The sequence below is a fragment of the Brevibacterium sediminis genome (genome assembly GCF_024895295.1).
Lineage (GTDB): Bacteria > Actinomycetota > Actinomycetes > Actinomycetales > Brevibacteriaceae > Brevibacterium > Brevibacterium sediminis.
In genome coordinates this window covers 379,514-400,433 of record NZ_JAHQRN010000004.1, presented here as the reverse complement: position 1 = coordinate 400,433, position 20,920 = coordinate 379,514, and the positions used below count along the sequence as shown (strand labels likewise).

Below are 20,920 nucleotides of genomic sequence, written 5' to 3'. Positions count from 1 at the left end.
CAACCTACTCCCCTGTCAGTGCGTTCCACATGAACCGGTAGCTCAGCGCCCGGGTGAATGCGGTCTGTTCATTGTCCGAAGCGGCGGAATGTCCGCCTTCGGTGTCTTCGAAGAACCACACGTTCTCGATTCCGTCCGCCTGCATCCGGGCGGCCATCTTCCGGGCCTGCACCGGCCCCACCCGATCATCCGACGTGGCCGTCCAGAACAGCACCGGCGGATAGTCCTGACCGTCCTCGAGGAGGTGGTAGGGAGAGAATTCCCTGATGAACGCCCAGTCCTCGGCCACGTCCGGGTCTCCGTACTCGGCCTTCCACGAATAGCCGGCGCTGAGCTTCGTGTATCGGGCCATGTCCAGCAGCGGAACGCCGCAGGACACAGCACCGAAGAGCTCGGGATATTGGGTGAGCATATTGCCCACCAGCAGGCCCCCGTTGGATCCGCCGGCACAGGCGAGCGTCTTCGGGCTCGTCACGCCGCGGGCGATGAGATCGCGAGCCACTGCCGAGTGATCTTCATAGCAGCGCATGCGGTTCTCCCGCATCGCCGAGGTGTGCCATTCGGGTCCGTATTCGCCTCCGCCGCGGATGTTCGCGAGGACATAGACGCCTCGGCGACCTGCCGGGAGGGTGTTGCCGGTGGTGCTGCGGCTGAGCCAGCCGATGCCGACGACGGGTGAGTATCCGGGAGTGCGGCTGACTTCGAAGCCGCCGTAGCCGTCGAGCAGGGTGGGATTCTCTCCGTCGAGCGGGAGGTCGTCGGCTCCGATCTGGAAGTACGGGATCTTCGTCCCGTCGGCGCTGGTGGCGAAGTGCTGTTCGACGCTCAGCCCTTCAGCATCGAACATCGCCGGGGCTGACTTGATCACCTCGATGGTGGACTCCTTCGTTCCCGCAGCTTCGTCCGAGGGGCCCAGGGTGCCGTACGACAATGTCGAGGGCGTGAGGAAGCCGGTGCTGACCATCCAGAAGTCGTTGGCGGTGGCCGGGTCGTACTTGTCGACCGCGCCGAGGCCGACCATATGGTTGGCCGGGACTCCGGGCAGTGCGGATTCGGCGAAGTCGTTGTTCAGGTCGAGGACCGTGAGCTTCGACTGTACGTCGGCGAGCAGCTCGAGCACGAGGTAGTCCCGGGTGAAGGTGAAGGACTGCAGGGAGGTGTGGGCGTCGGGGGTGAAGATCACGCGCGGAGCGATCTCGCCTGCCTTGACCGCATCGATATCGGCGATGGCGAGGCCGCCGGCGGCCACCTCGGTGGTGGCGGACGTCCACGTCGACTGGGCTCGGAAGAGCACGAGGTCGCGCTCGAAGCCGACCTCGACGTCAGTGGGGACGTCGACCCTGTTGAGCGCGTCGGCCCATGCCGTCGGTTCGGCTGACAGCGAACCGTCTGCGCCCGTGATGTCGGCGAGGTCGAGGAAGCTCATCGTCGAGTTGAAGAAGTCGATGGCGTCGATGATGACGGCGCGGTCGGTGGCCTCGGTGTCGGGGCGGATGTCGCTGCCGACGAAGATCGCCACGTGGTCGCGCGGCACTTCGGCGACGATCGGGGCGTCGTCGAGGCTCTGACCGCGGCGGAGCGCTCGGGCTTGGCGTGGGTAGGACGAGGTCGTCAGTGAGTCGGCGTCGGTTTCGGTGGCGACGAGCACGGTGTCGTCGTCGAGCCAGGCCAACCGTGTCTTGGCGGCGGGGATGTCGAAGCCGCCGTCGACGAAGGCGCGGTCGTCGAGGTCGAATTCGCGGACTCGGTGTGAGTCGCCTCCGTCCGGGGAGAGGAGGACGAGTGCGCGGCGGTTGTCGCTGCGGCGCACCATCGCTCCTGACCAGACCCAGGCGGTGTCTTCCTCTGCGGCCAGTTCGTCGAGGTCGAGCAGCACCTCCCAGTCGGGAGTGGCCGTGCGGTAGCTGTCCCAGGAGGTGCGTCGCCACAAGCCCTTCGGGTTCGTCTTGTCCCGCCAGAAGTTATAGAAGTGATCACCGCGTTTGGTGACCATCGGGATGCGGTCGTCGGAGTCCAGCGCAGTGCGCAGATCACCGGAGATGTCGTCGAAGAGGCCGTCGTGAAAACGTTCGAGGGTCTTCGCGTTCTGGTCCTTCACCCAGGCGATCTGCTCCTCGCCGTAGATGTCTTCGAGCCAGAGGTTTTCGTCGTCGGGCAGTTCGGCGTTCACCGTCGAGGCCGCCTTCGAGGAGTCTTCTTCACGCATGCTCCCATCCTAGTGACCGCCGCCGACGCGGCCACGTGTCGCCGCTGACGAGAAACTGTTCTGCCGAGGATTTCTCACCGCGGGCTGCGGAACATGACCAAGCCGGGGTGCCCGTTGGGTGCTTCGGGCCCGTGGCCGAGTTCGGTGAAGCCGAGTTCATCGTAGAGCCGTCGTGCCGGGCTGTCGATATCGTCGGTCTGCAGCCAACAGCCGAAACGTCCGACCTCCCCGATCCACGCCTCGAGAGTGCGCCGTCCCAAACCTCGTTCGCGCCGGTTCGGATCACGGGCGAGCAGGTTGAGAGCGAAGGTCGATTCGAGTTCGGTCGAAGCCACGCCGAGGCGGCGCTGCAGTTCGAATGCCCACGGATATTTCTGTTCTTCCCATTTCCAATGGTGGCCGTAGGCGAATGAGCTCAGCCGTCCGTCGGGCTGGGTCCGGGTCAATGTCATGAGGACCTGCCCGTTGCGGACGGAGACTTCGTAGACGTCGGCGAACACTGCCGCAAACCTCGGGTCCTCGTTCAGCGGCGGCTCGGCGGCAGCGGCCCCATAGACTGCTTCGACCTCGTCGCGGGGCGGGAGGACTCCGGCGATTCCCGGCCCCGAGGGCACGCCCTGCCACAACGGACCCATTCCCGTCGGCATCCCCCACACGATTTCGACCGCGGAAACGTCCGCCTGGCCGGAGGGCGCGATGTGGTCAGCGGGCGACGACTGCCCGTTGAGGTCGTTCATGACTATCACCATAGTCCCGTGACGGAGCGGGCAGTTGAACTTTCGGTGACCACTTGTCATCGCCTCGGCAGACTCGGTTCACAGCCTGCCTCTGTGTTCGAGGATTGCGGCGCACAGGAGTTCTTCGGTGGGACTCATCGGGCGTTCGTCGGCATCGAAGATGTCGATTCCGATGGTCGACCCGCCGATTTCGACGGTCGCAGGTTGCGAGGCCCGGCGGACGTACCGCCATGGAATCAACACCGAAAACTCGTGTTCGGCTTCATCTGATGAAGCACCTTCACGGTCGCTCGGAGGAACGGCACGAGGTCCGTCGCCCGGCGACGCGGCACGGGCTCCGTCACCGGGCGGCGCGGCACGTGTTTCCTCGCCGAGCGGCGCGGCACGAGGTCCGTCACCGGTCGACGCCGTCGCCTCCGCTGCTTGAGCAGGCTCGTGTCCCGGTTCGGTGCCATGGCCTCGTCCCGGCTCGGGGCCATGTTGTCGACCGGGAAGTTGCTGCCGTTCCCGATCGTGCTGCTGATCAGGAGGATCCTGTTGGCCGGGGCCATGCCTCGCTCCGAACTCCTCGTCCTGACCAGAGGCGCATCCGGGATCGGGACCGCTGAGTGGTCTGGTGCGGGTTTTGTAGTGGTGACCGGTCGGTGTGACGACCTCGAGGGCGTCGGCAGTTGCCTTGTGGCGCCAACCGCTGAGTTCTTTGAGATAGTTGCAGGCCGCGCACAGTCCAGAGGCGTTGTCCCACTCGGTTTCGCCGCCGCCGGCAGCCGCGTCGGCATGATCGGCGTGCTGGATGGGTGCCTCGCACCAGGGCGAGCGGCAGACGTCGTCGCGGAAGACGACCATGCGTCGAAGCAGGCCCGAGAATTCCCTGCGGCGCGAGTCCATCCTCACGAGCTGCCCGTCTTCGGGCCGAGTGTAGAGCCTGCGGATGAAGGTGGCGGCTTCGTTTTCGGCAACGACGGCCCTGGCGGCTTGTGCCGGGATCGGGCCGACTCCGGGGAACCATGCCGATTCTTCCCCGGGCCCGAACAGACTGCTGTCCTGCATGATGAGGTGGACTTCAGTGGGCACTGCCGCAGCAGCAGCCTGCCCGGTCAGTCGCTCGACCAAGAGATCCACAGCGATCTGATTCTGACCTCGACCGTCGGCTCTGCCGGTGGCGATGGCAGTCTGCGCCGACTTCTTGAGGTTGGCGAATGCGGCGACAGCCTGCGGCATCGGCAGCAGAGCGGTCAGATACGCCATATTTCCCGGTGCCGGACGCACACTGACCGAGCGCTCCTCGATACAGCGCTCGAGGTGGTCGACTGCAGCCTTCTGATCGAGTCTCTGTGCGAGAGCCCTCACTTCGTTGCCCAGTCGCCTCACACCCACCTCGGCCAGGCGTCCGGCCATCTGCTCGTCGAGCTCGTGCTTCTTCTCCCGGGGAAGCCAGTCGGATTCCTTTGCGACCGTGCGGGCCTTCTCCTCCGAGATGTCGCCGCCTTTCATCGCCCTGTAGACATTGGGCAGATCCAAGAGCAGGGTCCGAGAGAATTTGAGCAGCGCGTTGCCACGGTGCCGGGAGACCTTTCTGGCCAAGCCGATCTCCGCACCGACTCCGAGGCCCTGCTTCTTGCTCGGGATCCCGTCTTCGGCTTCCCGATTCCTGCGGTGCATATCGAACGTCAGGGTTTCGCGGGCCTGCGCGGCGGCGCAGGCGGAGGTCAGCTCCTCGAGAGCCGAGATGCGATCGATCGCTTCTTCCTCGGTCGCAGCCGGAGGCAAATCGGACAGGCTGTCACGCCACCGAAGGATCTCGGTGAGTGCGTCTGGAACCTGCTTTGCCTCCATGCCCAGAACATTACAGTCCGGCACTGACACGAGAGTTCACCTGGAAATCTGTCCAGGTCAGACGCCCATGGAGGCAGATCGGGCGCTGACCTCAATAAGGCGGGGACAGTGGCACTTTCGACTGAATGCTCCGTTACTCCTGTGGCCGGATCAGCCCGACTCCCGCGGCTGCCTCAGCTCAGTTCTTCGCCGGTCGTCTCTCGGGCGAGTAAGCCCATGAGCAGCACGGCGACGACCACAAGCGCGCCGGTGAGGACGAACGTCAGCGCCAGTCCGAGCACGGGCCACATGAACGCACCAAAGACGATCGGGGCGATTCCTGTCGCCAGTCGAGACGCTGCCGACGCCCATCCGAATCCGGATCCGCGCAGGCGGGTGGGATAGAGCTCGGAGACGTAGGTGTAGAGCGTCGGGATGGCGATCTGGATGATGAAGCCGAACCCGATGATTGCGGCCTTCGCAGTCCAGGTGAGGTCGGCGCCGGAGGCTTCGATGAACACTGCCGATCCGACGAGGAGGATCGCGGCCACGATCGACGAGACCCCGAGCACCCATTTGCGACCGAATCGTTCGACGATGAGCGCGGAGACGATCACACCGAGGATGCCCACCGCTGTCATCGACCCGGTGACGAGGAATGCCGCCTGATCGGCCAGCCCCTGCTTCTTGAGGATCCCCGGCAGCCATGTCAGCGCCGCATAGTAGACAAGAAGGACGGAGACGAACAGCGACCAGGCGACGAGAGTCGTTCTCGCGGAATGCTGCCACAGCTGCACCAGCTGACCACTGGCCGCACGCAGCTGCCCACCTACCTTGGGCTCTGCACTCGAGGTCGGCGTCGCAGCAGTCCCTCCGGCCGGCTCGTGTGTCCACTCACGCACGTCGGCGCCGGTGCGCTCGACCAGTCGCTTGATGATCGCATCGGCCTCTGCGTAGCGTCCGACCGAGGCCAGATAGAGAGGTGATTCCGGAATCCCGAAACGCACCGCCACCGTCAACAGAGCCGGCACGATCATGACGAGCATGATCAGGCGCCAGTCCCCGAAGCCGAGGAGGTAAGCCGACACGAACGCACAGAGCGAGGCGCCGATCGGCCACCAGCCGTCCATAGCCGTGAGCACGCGTCCGCGGTGACGGCTGGGAGTGAACTCCCCGACGAGGGCGTAGTCGACGGGGATACATCCGCCGAGTCCGAATCCCGCAAAGAAGCGGAAGAGGATGAACCACCCATATGCGGGCGCGAAGGCTCCGGCGACGGTGAAGATCGAGAACACGAGGAGCGTGAGAGTGAAGGCCTTCTTCCGACCGATGACGTCGGCGATGCCGCCCCAGATGAAGGCACCAAGTGCCATGCCGATGAGGTTGGCGGTCGCGATCCAGGCGGCCTGGCCGACGGTGAGACTCCAATAGTCGCTGAGCAGCGGAATGAGGAATCCGTTGAGGGCGACGTCCCATGCGTCGAACATGAAACCGAGCCCGCCGATGATGAAGATGGCACCTTGGGTGCGCCACTTCCATGGCAGGTGAGCGATGACTTCGGAGGCTGTCGGTACCGACGCCGAGGTGGTCGTGTGCACGAAGACACAGTACCCCATTTAACGCACAGCTGAGTAAAATAACTGCCGACCGGTCACCCCGTAATCAACGGCTCCGCAACAGCAGACGGACTGACACAAAGGGCCGGACTCCGCGATCATCGCGACGCCCGGCCCTCCAGAGCCCCGACCCTCAGGCCAGCCGCACGAGCCAGTTGTTCTTGTCCTCGACGCGTCCGTACTGGATGCCGAGCAGCGTCTTGCGCAGCTCCATGGTCTTCTCACCGGCCTCTTCACCATGGTCGATGGTGAAGTCTTCGCTGACAAGCTTGCTGATCGGCGTGATGACCGCGGCGGTGCCGCAGGCGAACGCCTCGACGATCTCGCCGCTGGCCGCGCCCTCGCGCCACTCCTCGATGGAGATCTGACGCTCTTCGGCCTCGAGTCCGAGCTGAGGAGCCAGTTCGAGCAGCGAACGGCGGGTGACGCCATCGAGGATCGAATCGCTCAGCGCCGGGGTGAGCAGCTTGCCGCTCCTCGTCACGAGCATGAGGTTCATGCCACCGAGCTCGTCGATGTACTTGTTCTCCACCGAGTCGGTGAACAGCACCTGCTGGCAGCCCTTGGCGGCCGCCTCGTTGGTCGCCACCAGCGACGATGCATAGTTGCCGCCGCACTTGGCGAATCCGGTGCCGCCCGCGCCGGCGCGCTTGAGCTTCGGCGAGAGCCAGATCGACACCGGCTTGATGCCGCCGGAGAAGTAGGGTCCGGCCGGTGAGGCGATGACGTAGTAGTCGACCTCGTGGCTCGCCCGCACGCCGAGGAACCGCTCCGTGGCGATCATGAACGGGCGCAGGTAGAGACTCGACTCATCGGCGTCCGACTCCGGCGTCGGAACCCATGCCTGATCGAGGCTGACCAGGTGCTTGAGCGAGTTGATGAAGTCCTCTTCGGGCAGCTGCGGCAGCGCGAGACGCTCGGCAGACTTGTTGATGCGCGCGGCATTGCGCTCGGGTCGGAATGTCCATACCGATCCGTCGGCATGACGGTAGGCCTTGAGCCCCTCGAAGATCTCCTGGGCATAGTGGAGGACGGCGGCTGCCGGGTCGAGCAGCAGCGGACCATACGGCCGGACCTCGTGTCCCTGCCAACCGTCATCGATCGTATAGCGGATGTGCGCCATGTGGTCGGTGAAGTACTGGCCGAAGCCGGGATCCTTCTTGATGTTCTCGCGCACCAGCTCGGGTTGCGGCTGGAGGTTCTTAAGAACGGTGAAATCTGTCATGAAAACTCTTTTCTCACTTGTGATGAGTGACACTTTCAGGGTAGTCCATCACCCCGGCGCTCGTCGCACCAGGGTGATGTCGTCAAACCTGAAATCGGGTGTCGCTCGGTTGGGTTCATCCTCGCAGAGGTGACCCCATGGTCACCCACCCGCCCCCTCCGGAGAAATGACCCCGTGGTCACCCACTCACCCCTTCGCCGAGGCGGTCGAACCGGTCAGCCGAGGCGTGCCGCGATCGCGTCGCCCACCTCAGCGGTGGACCGCTTCGTTCCGTCGCGCTCGGCGAGGTCGGCCTCCACGGCCGTCTCGATCGCCTTGGCCACTGTCTCGAGCCCCAGATGGGAGGCCATGAGCGCCCCCGAGAGGATCGAGGCGGTCGGGTCGGCGATCTGCTGCCCGGCGATGTCCGGAGCGGACCCGTGGATCGGTTCGAACAGGCTCGGCGCCGTTCCTTCGACGTTGAGGTTCCCCGAGGCTGCCAGACCGATACCGCCGGTGACCGCGGCTGCGAGGTCGGTGAGGATGTCACCGAAGAGGTTGTCGGTGACGATGACGTCGTAGCGCTCGGGATTCGTGACCATGTAGATCGTGCACGCATCGGTGTGCTCATAGTTGACGGCCACCTCGGGGAATTCCTGCCCGACCTTTTCGACCACGCGACGCCACAGGTGACCGGCGTGGACCATGACATTGTGCTTGTGCACGTAGGTGAGCTTCTTGTTCCGCGCCTGAGCGCGGGCGAAGGCATCGCGGACGGCGCGCTCGACGCCGTACCAGGTGTTGACCGAGACCTCGGTCGCGACTTCCTGTGGCGTGTCCGTGCGCACGGAACCGCCGGATCCGGTGTACGAGCCCTCGGTGCCCTCGCGGACGACGACGAAGTCGATCTTCCCGGGCTCGGCCAGCGGGCTGGTGACTCCGGCGAACAGCTTCGAGGGACGCAGGTTCACAGCATGCCCCAGCCCGAAGCGCATCTTGAGGATGACTCCGCGCTCGAGCACGCCGGAGGGCACGGACGGATCTCCGCAGGCGCCGAAGAAGATGGCATCATGTTCACGCAGCGATTCGAGCTCTTCGTCGGTGAGCGTCTCACCGGTCTCGTGATAGCGCTGAGCACCGACCTTGTAATCGGTGAGCTCGAGCTCGACGGGCTCGCCGGACACCTCGATGGCGCGCTTGAGGACTTTGAGGCCTTCGGGGACGACCTCGTTGCCGATTCCATCTCCGGGCATGACTGCGATTGAGAACTTCATGCTCACAGAATAGGACTCAATCTCACGATACAACTACAGCGTCTTACAATGTGAACCGTCGTCTGCGCCGTCGCAGAGGGGCGGAGATGCAGCGACGTCGGCGCAACAGTGGCGCGAACACTTCGGACGACGACCGCCGCACCCGCCGCTGCCCCGCGCTCCGTGTGCCGACATGAACAAATTCACGTCTCAATCACTGTTCTCGGCTACACATCCGACGCCGCAGGGACGAAAATGGAGACAGCACCCCAAACCCCGTGGGGGCCAACCGCAACCAGCCCCGAGAGAAAGTCGATCATTGACCGAAATCATCCGCAACGCCCGCGCCGCAGCTCTGCCCGCCAAACTCTCCCGGTCCTGGCTGCTCGTCAATGCTGCGAGGGAGGAACTGTTCACTCCTGCGCAGACCTCGGAAGCGGATTCCGTCATCTTCGACCTCGAGGCTTCTGTCGCCGATGACAAGAAGATCGAAGCCCGCGACAATGTCGTGCGCGCCCTCGACTCGGGAATGTCCGCCTGGGTGCGGATCAACAAGATGGAATCCGAGTTCTGGGCCGACGACCTCGCCGCCGTCGCCATGCTTCCGGGCCTGCGCGGAGTCATGCTGCCCGAGACCGAACGCCCCGAGCAGGTGTCCTACACCGCGATGCGCGCGAAGGCCGGCCTGCCCGTGCTCGCCCTCCTGGAATCGGCCCGCGGAGTGGAGAACGCCACCCGCATCGCCGAGGCGCCCGGCACCTTCCGTCTGGCCTTCGGCACCAATGACTTCCGCAAGGACACCGGCTTCTCCGGCGATCCGATGGCTCTGGCCTATGCCCGCTCACGCCTGACGATCGCCTCTCGCATGGGCGGCCTTCCCGGACCCATCGACGGCCCTTCGGCCGCCGATGCCGATGATGAGAAGGTCTGGGCCGATGCCGAAGTCACACACATGATGGGCATGACCGGAAAGCTCGTCCTCACCGTCGACCAGGTCAACACCCTCAACGAGGCCATGAGCCCGAGCGAAGACGAACGCGATTGGGCCCGCCAGATGCTCGAAGCCGCCGAAGGCGGATCCGAGATCACCGACGGCTCCTATCTGCCGCGCCTGGCCCGCGCCAAGAAGATCGCGTCCATGGCCGACGCCTACGGTCTCTGGAACGCTTGAGCCGACAGCCGCCTTGGCTGCTGTGGGCAACACTGCCCGCCGTCCTGCTCGTCATCGCCTTCGGACTGTGGCTGCATCTCGAGCGCATCGGCCCCACCCCGGTCGATCAGTCCTGGTTGGAGTTCGCCGGTCTCGATAGAGGTTCGGTGCCGTATTGGATCGCCGTCGTCCTCGCCGAGGTCGGCGGCGGCACGGGTGTGGTCATCTGCACCGCGTTGCTCACAGGCGTCTTCGTGTTGCGCAGACGCCTGCGCTCGGCGCTCTTCCTCGTCACCACGATGCTCGCCGGCATCGCCGCCTCGGAGATCCTCAAGGCCATCGTCACCCGGCTGCGCCCCGGCGACCAGCTCTACGAATCCTTGGGGTTCTCCTATCCCTCGGGGCATTCGATGGGCGCCGCCGCACTGGCCATGAGTCTGGCCATCATCGCCTGCCGCCGTCATCAGCTGCGCGGATCGACAGCCCAGGAAGTACAAGCACAAGCACAAGCACCGAGGATGGGCTTCCATTGGTCGTTCATCCTCGCCGGGATCTGGATCCTCGGCATGATGTGGTCTCGGACAGCGCTCCAGGTCCATTGGCTCACCGACACGATCGCCGGCGCCTTCATCGGCATCGCCGTCGCCGTTCTCGTCGACGAATTCTGGACCCTGACAGCGCAGAAGACCCGTTCACCCCGCTTCGCTCTGTGGCTTGCGGGGTGAACGGGTCTTCTGCTGAGGGGCTCAGTCCTCCTGGAGCGAGACGCCGGTGAAGGCCGAGGCGTTCACGGCACCGGCCACGGCCTTGACGACCTCGTCCGAGACGACCGAATCCACGGCGAGCACGGACAGTGCCTCGTTGCTCGTCGATGCAGGCGAGACCTGCATTCCAGCGATGTTGACGTTGTTCGCACCGAGTGCCAGACCCAGCTGACCGATGATTCCCGGACGGTCCTCGTAGCGGAAGATCAGCAGGTTGTCGGTCAGTTCGATCTCGAGCGAGTAGCCGTCGACCTCGGTGAGCTTCTGCACGAGCTTCGGACCGGTGACCGTGCCGGACACGGAGATGCGCTGCCCGGTGCTCGTCGTCGCGGTCAGTCGGGTGATGTTGCGGAACGATTCGCAGTACGGATCGGTGACGAGCTCGACGCCGATTCCACGCTCTTCGGCCAGCAGCGGAGCGTTGACATAGGAGACCTGATCGGACACGACGTCCTTGAACAGGCCCTTGAGCGCGGAGAGCTTGAGGACGGAGACGTCCTTGTCGGCGATCTCGCCGTTGACCTCGACCTTGAAGTGCGTGACCGAGGAGTCCGCCAGAGCGTTGACGACCCGGCCCAGACGCTCGGCCAGGGGAATGCCCGGGCGCACATCCTCGTGGATGGCGCCGCCTGCGACGTTGACCGCGTCGGGGACGAGTTCCCCGGCCAGGGCCTTGCGCACGGACTTCGCCACGGCGACGCCGGCCTTCTCCTGGGCCTCATGAGTCGAGGCGCCCAGATGCGGGGTGACGTTGACGGCATCGAGATCCATGAGTGCCGAGTGCTCCGGCGGTTCGACGTTCCAGACGTCGATTCCGGCACCGCCGACCTCACCGTTGGCCACTGCCTCGGCCAGGGCTGCCTCGTCGATGATGCCGCCGCGGGCGACGTTGATGAACCGGGCTCCGGGCTTGGCGGCTTTGAGCTCCTCGGTGCTGATCATGCCGACCGTCTCCGGCGTCTTCGGCATGTGCACGGTGACGAAGTCGGACACGGCGAGCAGACCGGGCAGGTCGAGGACCTCGACGCCCATCTGAGCCGCGCGGGCCTGGGTGATGTAGGGGTCGTAGCCGACGAGTCGCATGCCGAAGGCCTTCGCGCGTTCGGCGACGAGTCCGCCGATGCGGCCGAGGCCGACGATGCCCAGGGTCTTCTCGTAGAGTTCGACGCCGGTGTACTTCTTCCGGTTCCACTCCCCCGCCTTCAGCGAGGTGTTTCCGGCACCGAAGTAGCGAGCCGAGCCGAGGATGTGGGCCATCGTCAGCTCGGCTGCGGAGATGATGTTCGACGTGGGTGCGTTGACGACCATGACACCCGCGGAGGTGGCCGCGGGGACATCGACATTGTCGAGTCCGACGCCGGCGCGGGCGATGACCTTGAGTTTCTTCGCAGCGTTGATGGCTTCGGCGTCGACCTGCGTGGCAGACCGGACGAGGATCGCATCGGCGTCGGCGATGGCGGGCAGGAGCTGGGATCGGTCGGCGCCCTCGGTGTGACGGATCTCGAAGTCTCCTCCGAGAGCTTCGATGGTGGCCGGTGACAGTTCTTCGGCGATGAGCACGACGGGCTTGGGCACTGATTTCCTCCTGTTGCGTCCGGGACGCGTCCACCTTATGAGACTTTCAGGATTCCTTCACAAGGTCTCAGATTCTGGGAAGAATCGCTCAACAGACCGTTCGGGTTGCTCAGAATCCGCGGCATGCTCAGAATCCGTTCGGAGAATACGGTGCCCGACCGAGGCTGAACATTGCGCTGGCGAGTACGGCGGATCCCGGCGTCTGCTCATCGATGCGTCCGGCCCGCGCGAGGATGACGGGATCGGCGCCGCCCAGGTATAGGGACCCGAGCTCGGCGATGCCGAGCCCCAGGTCTGCCGGCGTCGAATCGGAGGCAGGGGTCACCTCGGCGCTCTCACCGTCAGAGGTGATCGTGAAGCGTCCCCCTGCGAGGTCGAGGGAATCGTCGATGTCGATCGTCAGCGTTCCGGGCACATACCAGGGCCGGGCTTCGAGTGCGGCCTTGACGTCGAGGATGCGGATCCAGATGTTGTCCTCGCTCGCGACGGTCTTCACACGCCTGGAATCGGTGAGCAGCCACGGCAGCGGGGAGTATTCGGCGGACTCGCCGAAGGTCACGCGGGTCGACAGGTCGATGGCGGCGAGGAACGACCACAGGGAGGCGTAGGCCGCATCGGTGACGGCCACGAAGTCGATGATGTCGACGGTCGGCGGGGTCTTCGACCAGCCGGCGAACTTGTAGGACACATAGCCGTCGGGCTCGCCCTGTTCGTCGAAGTGCAGGGCCGCGCGGACGCCGCGGTCCTCTTCGCCCGTCTCAGTGTTCAGGGCGCCGGTGGCGCGTTCGATGTAGGTCTGCTGGCGCTCCATCGCCCCGGGCGAGGTCCGCATGAAACGGTCGTAGATCTTCGGAGCGAGTTCGCGCAGCTCGCTGGGCAGGCACATCTCGACACGGCGATCGGGTTCGCGGACCATTTTGAAGCCGGGAGAGGTGTCGACCTCGATCGAACGCAGCCAGGTCGCCACACCGAAGCCGAAGCGCGAGTAGATTCCGCCTTCGGTCGCGGTCAGTGCGGCGAACGGGTAGCCGGCCGCCTTCGCCTCGGCGAGGTCCGTGGTCATCAGCGACCGCAGCAGACCGCGCCGCCGGTGGGTCGGTCGCACCGTGATCCAGGTGATGAGGTGACCCGGGACCAGCCGACCGCCGCCGACGTTGACGAGTTTTTCGAACCATGCGAAGGTCGCGACCGGGATCGACGAATCCAATCCGTGGCCGAACTCCTGGTCGGCGTAGACGGCGGTGAGCTTGCGCCCATCGGCGATCGCCCGCTTCACCCTGCCCACCAGGGCCGCATCCGTCGAACGCGGGTCGTGGAAGCCCACACTCGTCGAGGCGAAGTACGCCTTGGTGCGCTCGTCCGGCTCGCCGGTGGCTTCGTCGATGGTGGGCTCGAAGTCTTCGAATCTGTAATTCGTCACACATCCACAGTAGTCCAGATCACCCTCCATGCCCACGAATGATTGCGCTCAGGCTAGGCAGAGGGCTCACAGATCCCAGACGGACCGGCCGATCGCCGCCCACGGGAGCCGACCGTCCGCAGACCGAGAAAGCATCCAGACTTTGCCCAGGAGGAATTCAGGAGTAATAATTGTTGAGCAGTTCAGGCAACCAGGCCGAACCCGGCCACCTCCGGGTCGCACCCGCCCTTCTCCGAGCACACCCGCTCGACTCAAGAACGGCGACGCCGTCGAAGAAAGCAGAACATGGCTCAAGCACCACCCCCACGCGGTCAGCGCATCACCGTCTGGACGCGCCTGAGGCGGTCCCGTCCCGCCATGATCGGCCTCGCGCTCGTCGTCTTCTTCGTCGCCCTCGCTGCGCTCGCTCCCGCATTCTCTGCGATCACCGGCAACAGCCCGTATGCCTACAACCCGGATGCACTCGGCCCGGACACAGCCCCGACCGGACCATTGGGCGGAGTAAGTGCTCAACACTGGTTCGGCGTCGAACCCCGCACGGGCCGAGATCTCTTCGCCATCGTCAGCTATGGGGCGCAGGTGTCACTGCTCATCGGTCTTGCCTCCACCGCGGTGTCCATCATCGTCGGCGTCGCCGTCGGCCTCATCGCCGGCTTCTACGGTGGAGTCGCTGACCGTCTGCTCTCCAGGCTGACCGACATCATCTTCGGCTTCCCGTTCCTCATCTTCGCCATCGCATTGTCCGCAACGGTCCCGGCCAGCGTCCCCCGACCGCTGCTGCTCATCCTCGTCATCGGGTTCTTCGGCTGGCCGTCGATCGCCCGCGTCGTCCGCAGCGAGACCCTGTCCTTGCGGGAGCGCGGATTCGTCCGCGCCGCCGCGGCGCAGGGCATCGGCAGCGGCCGCATCATCATCCGCGAGATCATTCCGAACATCCTCGCCACCATCATCGTCTTCACGACAGTGTCGATTCCGGGCAAGATCGGCGCCGAGGCTGCGCTGTCCTTCCTCGGCGTCGGCGTCAACCCGCCCACTCCGTCATGGGGCCGATCGATCTCCGATGCCATCAGCTGGGTCCAAGTCGACCCGATGTATCTCATCTTCCCCGGAATGGCACTGTTCCTCGTCACGCTCGGATTCAACATGTTCGGCGACGGCCTCCGCGATGCCCTCGACCCGTCCGAGGCTGAGGCCTCGACATCCACCAGCACCGAGGCGGCCCCCGCGGCTGCTCCCGTCTCGACTGATCCGCTGAGCGCGGGAGGGCAGGCATGAACCGCACGAAATTCATCCTCATGCGCCTCCTCGGCGCGGCCTTCGTACTGCTCATCATCGCCGCTGCGTGCTTCGCGATCTTCTACCTCATGCCTGCGAACCCGGCACAGTATTCGTGCGGCAAACCCTGCTCCCCGGAACGTCTGGCCGAGGTCGAGCGCTATCTCGGCGTCGATCAGGCCTGGTGGAAGCAGCTCTTCGACTTCCTCGGCGGCATCGTCGGCGGGCGCACCTATGGTGAGGGCGCGGCCGCAATCCACTGCAACGCACCCTGCTTCGGGTATTCGTTCCGTCTGCGCGATTCGGTCACCGATCTCGTCATCGACCGCCTGCCGATCACGTTCTCGCTCACCCTCGGAGCTGCGGTCCTGTGGGGAATCGGCGGAATAGCCGCCGGTCTCATCGCCGCTCTCAAACGCGGAACTGCCGCCGACAGCACGGTCATGGGCGCCGCCATCACCGGCATCTCCGCACCGACCTATCTGCTCGGGCTGCTCGGCATCCTCCTCTTCGGCTTCACCCTCAATGTGCTGCCGATCGGCGGCTACGTGCCGTTCACCGAGAACCCCGGAATGTGGGCCTTCCACCTCATCCTGCCGTGGATCGTGCTCGCCATCGCCAACGGCGCCATCTATGCCCGGCTCACTCGCGGACAGATGCTCGAAGTGCTCAGCCAGGACTTCATCCGCACTGCCAGGGCCAAGGGACTGTCCGAAACGACGGTGATCGGCAAACACGGCCTGCGCAACCTCGTGGTTCCTCTGACCACCCTCTTCGCCATCGATATCGGCGGACTCCTCGGCGGGGCCGTGATCACGGAGAAGGTCTTCGGGCTCGGCGGAGTCGGGACTCTGCTGCTCGAATCGGTGTCGAACCTCGACATCCAGGTCATCGTCGGTGTGACTCTCTTCGCAGCCGCCGTCGTCATCATCGCCAACCTGCTGGCCGATCTCAGCTATTCGCTGCTCGACCCGCGAATCAAGGCCGTCCGATGAACGGTGACCGGCCGATGAGCACCGCACACGAACACATGCGCACGGGGCCGCCTCGGCGGCGATGTCGATACCAGCTCTCCTCCTCATTCGTCTCTTGACCGACTTCGCGACGCAGTCAGCGCCGCACATCCGAAAGGCACACCATGAAACGCGCAGCACTCATCGCCGCCACCCTGTCCTTGGGTCTCGTCCTCACCGGCTGCAATGCCAACCCTGAACTGAACGAGGACGGCGGGGAGTCCAACACCCTCGGCGAAACGCACAAGGGCGGGACGCTCAACATCTTCTCCGACGCCCCGGACATGGACTTCGATCCGGGCAAGAGCCAGGGCCTGGCGATCACGTCCCTGTCGTTCGTCCACCGCCGCCTGACCACCTGGGACATCCAGCCAGGCAAACAGGCGAAGGTCGTCCCGGATCTCGCCACTGACACCGGTACAGCCAGCGACGACGGCAAGACCTGGACCTTCACGCTGAGGGACGGGCTGAAGTACGAAGACGGCTCGGAGATCACCTCGGCCGATATCAAGTACGGCATCGAACGCTCCTTCTCCACCGAACTCTCCGGAGGGCTCAGCTATCACAAGACGCTGCTTGAGGGCGGCGATGACTATGCGGGCCCGTTCAAGGGCAAGGAGCTCAAGTCCGTCGAGACTCCTGATGAGAAGACGATCGTCTTCCACCTCGATTCCTCGTTCGGCGACTTCCCGTGGATCGCGTCGATGCCGGCCTTCTCCCCCGTGCCCGAGTCGAAGGACGATCCGGGCAAATACGGCCTCGATCCCATCGCATCGGGTCCGTACAAGGTCGAGTCGAACAAGTCCGGTGCCGAGGCGGTGCTGACCCGCAATGACAATTGGGATGAGAAGACCGATCCGGTGCGCACCGCCGGCCCCGACGAAGTCGTCTTCAAACTCGGTCAGGATGCTTCGGTGACTGCGCAGGCGCTCATCTCCGATTCCGGGGATGCGAAGAACGGCTTCTCGGCAAGCTTCGTGCCCGCTGCTCAGCTCGCCCAGGTGCAGAACGATCCGAATGCGAAGTCGCGTCTGGTCACCTCAGGCCCCGGAGCTTTGTCATACCTGGCGATGAACAACGATTCGAAGGGACTCGACAACGTCAAAGTTCGTCAGGCGATCAACTATGCGGTGAACAAGGACACGTTCCGCATCGCCGCCGGAGGCGAGATCTCGGGCGACTTCGCCTCGACCCTCATCACCCCAGGCATCCCCGGACGCGTCGACTACGACCTGTACGAGGCGAAGCCGGAAGGCGATGTGGAGAAGGCGAAGTCCCTGCTCGAGGAATCCGGAGAGAAGCTTGGTGACCTCAAGCTGCTCGTCGCCAATGACGCCACCTCCGTGTCCGAAGCAGAAGCTGTCCAGGAAGCACTGGCACGCGCCGATATCAAGGTCACCATCAAATCCGTCGACTCGAACACCTTCTCCGCCGACGCAACGGATGCCAAGGGCGACTACGATCTCGCCCTGAGCTCCTGGCAGCCGGACTTCCCATCGGCCAACGGCAATATCGCTCCGCTCTTCGACTCCTCACAGATCGGCAACGGCAACTACAACATTTCGCACTTCTCCGATGAGAAGGTCGATGCCCTCATCAAGAAGGCCACCGAGACCGTCGACCCGGCCGCAGCGCAGAAGGTCTGGGCCGAGGCCGACAAGGCGATCATGGAGCAGGCGCCGATCGTGCCGCTGACCTATAACAAGAACTCCTACCTGCACGGGTCGAACGTGGAGAACTTCGTCATCGGCGACTTCCCCGCCTACCCGGTCTACTTCAAGGCATCGCTGAAGGGCTGATCCATGGTTGCCGATTCTGCGCCGTCGCCTGAGACCGTTCCGACTGACCGCGCTGCACTGTCCTATCGTGACCACAGCGTGTCGTTCGGGCCCAAGGTCATCACCCGTGAGGTGTCTTTCGACCTCGTTCCCGGCCGGATCCTCGCCCTCGTCGGCGAATCCGGTTCGGGCAAGTCCGTGACCGCACTGGCTGCACTCGGCTTGGCAGGAAGCGCGGAGCAGACGGGGTCCGTGCTTCTGAGCTCTGCGGGCCTAACCGGTGCAGCTGCAGACAGCCGTGAACTCGTCGGGCTCGACCCCACTGGGCTGCGCGGAGTGCGTGGGGCGGAGATCGGAATCGTCTTCCAAGAGCCGATGAGCGCGTTCAATCCGATGTTCCGCCTCGGTCATCAGATCGCCGAGGCGGTTCGTGCTCACCGTCACCGCGAGGGCTCTTCGCCGGGTGGAGCAGAACCCGCTGGAGGTGCGGAGGCGACGGCCGGTGCCGCATCTGCTGCCGAAACATCGGTGAGAGACCGGGTACGAGCCCAGTTGGTCAAGGTCGGCCTCGACGACCCGGACCGGATCATGCGAGCCTATCCGCATCAGCTCTCGGGTGGTCAGCTGCAGCGAGCGATGATCGCCTTGGCGACGGTCAATGCCCCGCGTGTGCTCATCGCCGACGAACCGACGACGGCTCTCGATGTCACGGTCCAGACGGGCATCCTTGACCTTCTCCGCTCCCAAGCGACTGAGGAAGGGCAGGCCGTCTTCCTCATCACCCACGATATGGGTGTCGTCGCCGATATCGCCGACGAAGTGGCCGTGATGAAGAACGGTCGCATCGTCGAACAGGGCAAGGTCGACGAACTGTTCTCGGACCCGCAGGAAGAATATACGCGCCAGCTGCTGGCTGCGGTCCCCCGCCTCGGTGACTTCGGATCTGGAAGGTCGAAACCGGAGACCGGTTCATCCAGCGCTCCGGATGCATCGACAGCACCAGATGGATCAACTGCTCCGGCAATCGCCGCCGAGCTCAGATCTGCCACAGTCGTGCACAGGAGCTCGGCGGGCCCGGTCACCGCGATCGAGGGCATCGACCTGCAGATTCCTGCCGGTTCGATCACCGGACTCGTGGGCGAATCCGGTTCCGGGAAGTCGACGATCGCCACTGTCCTCACCGGCGGGCAGAAGCTCAGCAGCGGTCAGGTCTTCGTCGACGGTCAGGCCGTGTCCACCCGCCCGAACCGGGCTCAGCGACGTCGCCGCGCCGATATCGGTGTGGTCTTTCAGGACCCACGCGGCGCACTCAATCCGCGGCGGACCATCGGTTCTCAGATCGGCGAGCCCCTGCGGGTCCATCGTCGCCTCGATTCTCACACGATCGACGCACGCGTGGCTGCGCTCCTCGACGATGTGCAGCTGCCCGGTGACTTCGCCGAGCGCTATCCGCACGAGCTCTCCGGTGGTCAGCGTCAGCGTGTGGCCATTGCGCGGGCACTCGCTCTGGATCCGAAGCTGCTCATCGCCGATGAGCCGACGTCCGCGCTCGACGTTTCGGTCCAACGCGGGGTGCTGCGTCTGCTGGCCGAACTCCACGAGGTCCACGATTTCGCCTGTCTGTTCATCAGTCATGACCTTGCAGTCATCGAGCAGCTCGCCTCCACCGTCGTCGTGCTCAGGCATGGAGCGATCGTCGAACAGGGCACGAGCGCTCAAGTGCTCACTGCGCCCCAGCAGGCGTATACGAAGGAGCTCATCGAATCCGCTCCCCTGCCGGATCCGCAGATCCAAGCCGCCAGACGCGCTGCCCGGCTGGCCGCCTGACCGGGCGAGCCGGCTGCCAGAGCGACAGCACCGGCCGTCTGACCAGCCGAGATCTGTGAATGTGAAGGAGCCCTGGACACCGAATGGTGTCCAGGGCTCCTTCTCTCAGCTCTCCCAGCTGGGGCGGTCACAGCATCGCAGCGTTGGGGCCGCCTCGGCGAGGTTGAGACTCAGCCGATGATTCCGACTCAGCGAGCGGCAGTGCCCTCGGTGTAGTCGTCGTCGGAGTCCTTGAGCCATGCGAACATCTTGCGCAGCTCGCGACCGGTGGATTCGATCGGGTGCTGCTCTTCCTTGGCACGCAGCTCCTTGAACTCCGGTGCGCCGTTCTTCTGGTCGTTCATGAAGCGCTCGGCGAACTTTCCGTTCTGGATGTCGTCGAGGACACCCTTCATGTTCTCCTTCACCTCGGGGGTGATGACCCGCGGGCCGGAGACGTAGTCGCCGTACTCAGCGGTGTCGGAGCAGGACCAACGCTGCTTGGCGATGCCGCCCTCGACCATGAGGTCGACGATGAGCTTGAGCTCGTGGAGGACCTCGAAGTACGCGATCTCGGGCTGGTATCCGGCCTCGGTCAGGGTCTCGAAGCCGTACTGGACGAGGTGCGAGACACCGCCGCAGAGCACGGTCTGCTCACCGAACAGATCGGTCTCGGTCTCCTCGGTGAAGGTGGTCTTGATGCCGCCGGCGCGCAAGCCGCCGATGCCCTTGGCGTAGGACAGCACGGTGTCCCAGGCCTTGCCGGAGGCGTCGACCTCGACGGCGACGAGCACGGGCACACCGCGGCCGTCGACGAACTCACGACGAACCACGTGGCCGGGACCCTTCGGGGCGACCATGATGACGTCGACGCCCTCGGGAGCCTTGATGTAGTCGTAGCGGATGTTGAAGCCGTGGATGAAAACGAGGGTCTTGCCGGGAGCCAGCTGATCCTTGATCTCGTTGTTGAAGATCTCGGCCTGAACCTGGTCTGGTGCGGCGATGGTGATGACATCGGCCCATGCGGCCACCTCGGCGGGGGTGCCGACCTCGAGGCCCTCTGCCGTGGCCTTGTCGCGGCTGGCCGAGCCTTCCTTGAGGCCGATGCGGACTTCGGCGCCGGAGTCGCGCAGGCTCAGCGAGTGGGCGTGGCCCTGGCTGCCGTAGCCGATGACGGCGACCTTCTTGCCCTGGATGATCGACAGGTCTGCATTGTCGTCGTAATAGCGTTCTGCTGCCATAGTTCTAGCTCCTTCGGATTACGGGGTGATGTCCCCATTGTTTCACAGTTCGGTACTGCTGTTCACG

Annotated in this window: 15 protein-coding genes; 6 read left to right on the top strand and 9 right to left on the bottom strand. The window is 64.7% G+C overall.

The annotated features are described in order from the left end of the window. Positions 1 to 4 precede the first annotated feature (4 nt). From KTJ89_RS11785 to KTJ89_RS11760, 6 genes are all read right to left on the bottom strand, one after another. Positions 5 to 2,206 (bottom strand): prolyl oligopeptidase family serine peptidase, encoded by a 2,202-nt coding sequence (locus KTJ89_RS11785; protein WP_259357868.1) that lies wholly within the window; start codon positions 2,204 to 2,206, stop codon positions 5 to 7. A 74-nt stretch (positions 2,207 to 2,280) separates the two neighbouring features. Next, positions 2,281 to 2,943, bottom strand: coding sequence for a GNAT family N-acetyltransferase (locus KTJ89_RS11780; protein WP_259357867.1), 663 nt, complete (start codon positions 2,941 to 2,943; stop codon positions 2,281 to 2,283). 78 nt (positions 2,944 to 3,021) lie between these two features. Then, entirely contained in the window at positions 3,022 to 4,779 is a 1,758-nt protein-coding gene (locus KTJ89_RS11775) for a DUF222 domain-containing protein (protein ID WP_259357866.1), read from the bottom strand. A 173-nt stretch (positions 4,780 to 4,952) separates the two neighbouring features. Continuing rightward, positions 4,953 to 6,374: an MFS transporter gene (locus KTJ89_RS11770; protein ID WP_374990274.1), complete on the bottom strand. Its 1,422-nt coding sequence runs from the start codon at positions 6,372 to 6,374 to the stop codon at positions 4,953 to 4,955. A gap of 133 nt (positions 6,375 to 6,507) precedes the next feature. Continuing rightward, positions 6,508 to 7,599: a branched-chain amino acid aminotransferase gene (locus tag KTJ89_RS11765; protein WP_139468859.1), complete on the bottom strand. Its 1,092-nt coding sequence runs from the start codon at positions 7,597 to 7,599 to the stop codon at positions 6,508 to 6,510. 215 nt (positions 7,600 to 7,814) lie between these two features. Next, entirely contained in the window at positions 7,815 to 8,852 is a 1,038-nt protein-coding gene (locus KTJ89_RS11760) for a 3-isopropylmalate dehydrogenase (RefSeq protein WP_139468860.1), read from the bottom strand. A 298-nt stretch (positions 8,853 to 9,150) separates the two neighbouring features. On the opposite strand from KTJ89_RS11760, the gene KTJ89_RS11755 reads away from it, so the two are divergent. Both KTJ89_RS11755 and KTJ89_RS11750 read left to right on the top strand, forming a co-directional pair. Further along, positions 9,151 to 10,002 carry an HpcH/HpaI aldolase/citrate lyase family protein gene (locus KTJ89_RS11755; protein ID WP_139468861.1) on the top strand — a complete coding sequence of 284 codons (852 nt, stop codon included), beginning with the start codon at positions 9,151 to 9,153 and terminating at the stop codon, positions 10,000 to 10,002. Continuing rightward, entirely contained in the window at positions 9,999 to 10,706 is a 708-nt protein-coding gene (locus KTJ89_RS11750) for a phosphatase PAP2 family protein (RefSeq protein WP_259357864.1), read from the top strand. The genes KTJ89_RS11755 and KTJ89_RS11750 overlap by 4 nt, the downstream gene beginning before the upstream one ends. Positions 10,707 to 10,727: 21 nt before the next feature. On the opposite strand, the gene serA is transcribed toward KTJ89_RS11750, so the two are convergent. Together serA and KTJ89_RS11740 are read right to left on the bottom strand one after the other, a co-directional pair. Further along, a complete protein-coding gene (serA, locus tag KTJ89_RS11745; RefSeq protein ID WP_172171209.1) occupies positions 10,728 to 12,320 on the bottom strand; it encodes a phosphoglycerate dehydrogenase in 1,593 nt (530 codons plus the stop codon). Between the two features lie 127 nt (positions 12,321 to 12,447). Beyond that, the gene (locus tag KTJ89_RS11740; protein ID WP_139468864.1) at positions 12,448 to 13,740 is read right to left on the bottom strand and encodes a GNAT family N-acetyltransferase; all 1,293 of its coding nucleotides are present in this window, start codon (positions 13,738 to 13,740) and stop codon (positions 12,448 to 12,450) included. A gap of 285 nt (positions 13,741 to 14,025) precedes the next feature. On the opposite strand from KTJ89_RS11740, the gene KTJ89_RS11735 reads away from it, so the two are divergent. From KTJ89_RS11735 to KTJ89_RS11720, 4 genes are all read left to right on the top strand, one after another. Then, entirely contained in the window at positions 14,026 to 15,015 is a 990-nt protein-coding gene (locus KTJ89_RS11735; RefSeq protein WP_259357863.1) for an ABC transporter permease, read from the top strand. Then, complete coding sequence (locus KTJ89_RS11730) at positions 15,012 to 16,010, top strand: ABC transporter permease (RefSeq protein ID WP_172171205.1); 999 nt, start codon at positions 15,012 to 15,014, stop codon at positions 16,008 to 16,010. The genes KTJ89_RS11735 and KTJ89_RS11730 overlap by 4 nt, the downstream gene beginning before the upstream one ends. Before the next feature lie 143 nt (positions 16,011 to 16,153). After that, complete coding sequence (locus KTJ89_RS11725) at positions 16,154 to 17,827, top strand: ABC transporter substrate-binding protein (protein ID WP_259357862.1); 1,674 nt, start codon at positions 16,154 to 16,156, stop codon at positions 17,825 to 17,827. 3 nt (positions 17,828 to 17,830) lie between these two features. Further along, the gene (locus KTJ89_RS11720; RefSeq protein WP_259357861.1) at positions 17,831 to 19,633 is read left to right on the top strand and encodes an ATP-binding cassette domain-containing protein; all 1,803 of its coding nucleotides are present in this window, start codon (positions 17,831 to 17,833) and stop codon (positions 19,631 to 19,633) included. A 188-nt stretch (positions 19,634 to 19,821) separates the two neighbouring features. On the opposite strand, the gene ilvC is transcribed toward KTJ89_RS11720, so the two are convergent. Further along, positions 19,822 to 20,853: a ketol-acid reductoisomerase gene (gene ilvC / locus KTJ89_RS11715; RefSeq protein ID WP_101544534.1), complete on the bottom strand. Its 1,032-nt coding sequence runs from the start codon at positions 20,851 to 20,853 to the stop codon at positions 19,822 to 19,824. Between the last annotated feature and the right edge of the window lie 67 nt (positions 20,854 to 20,920).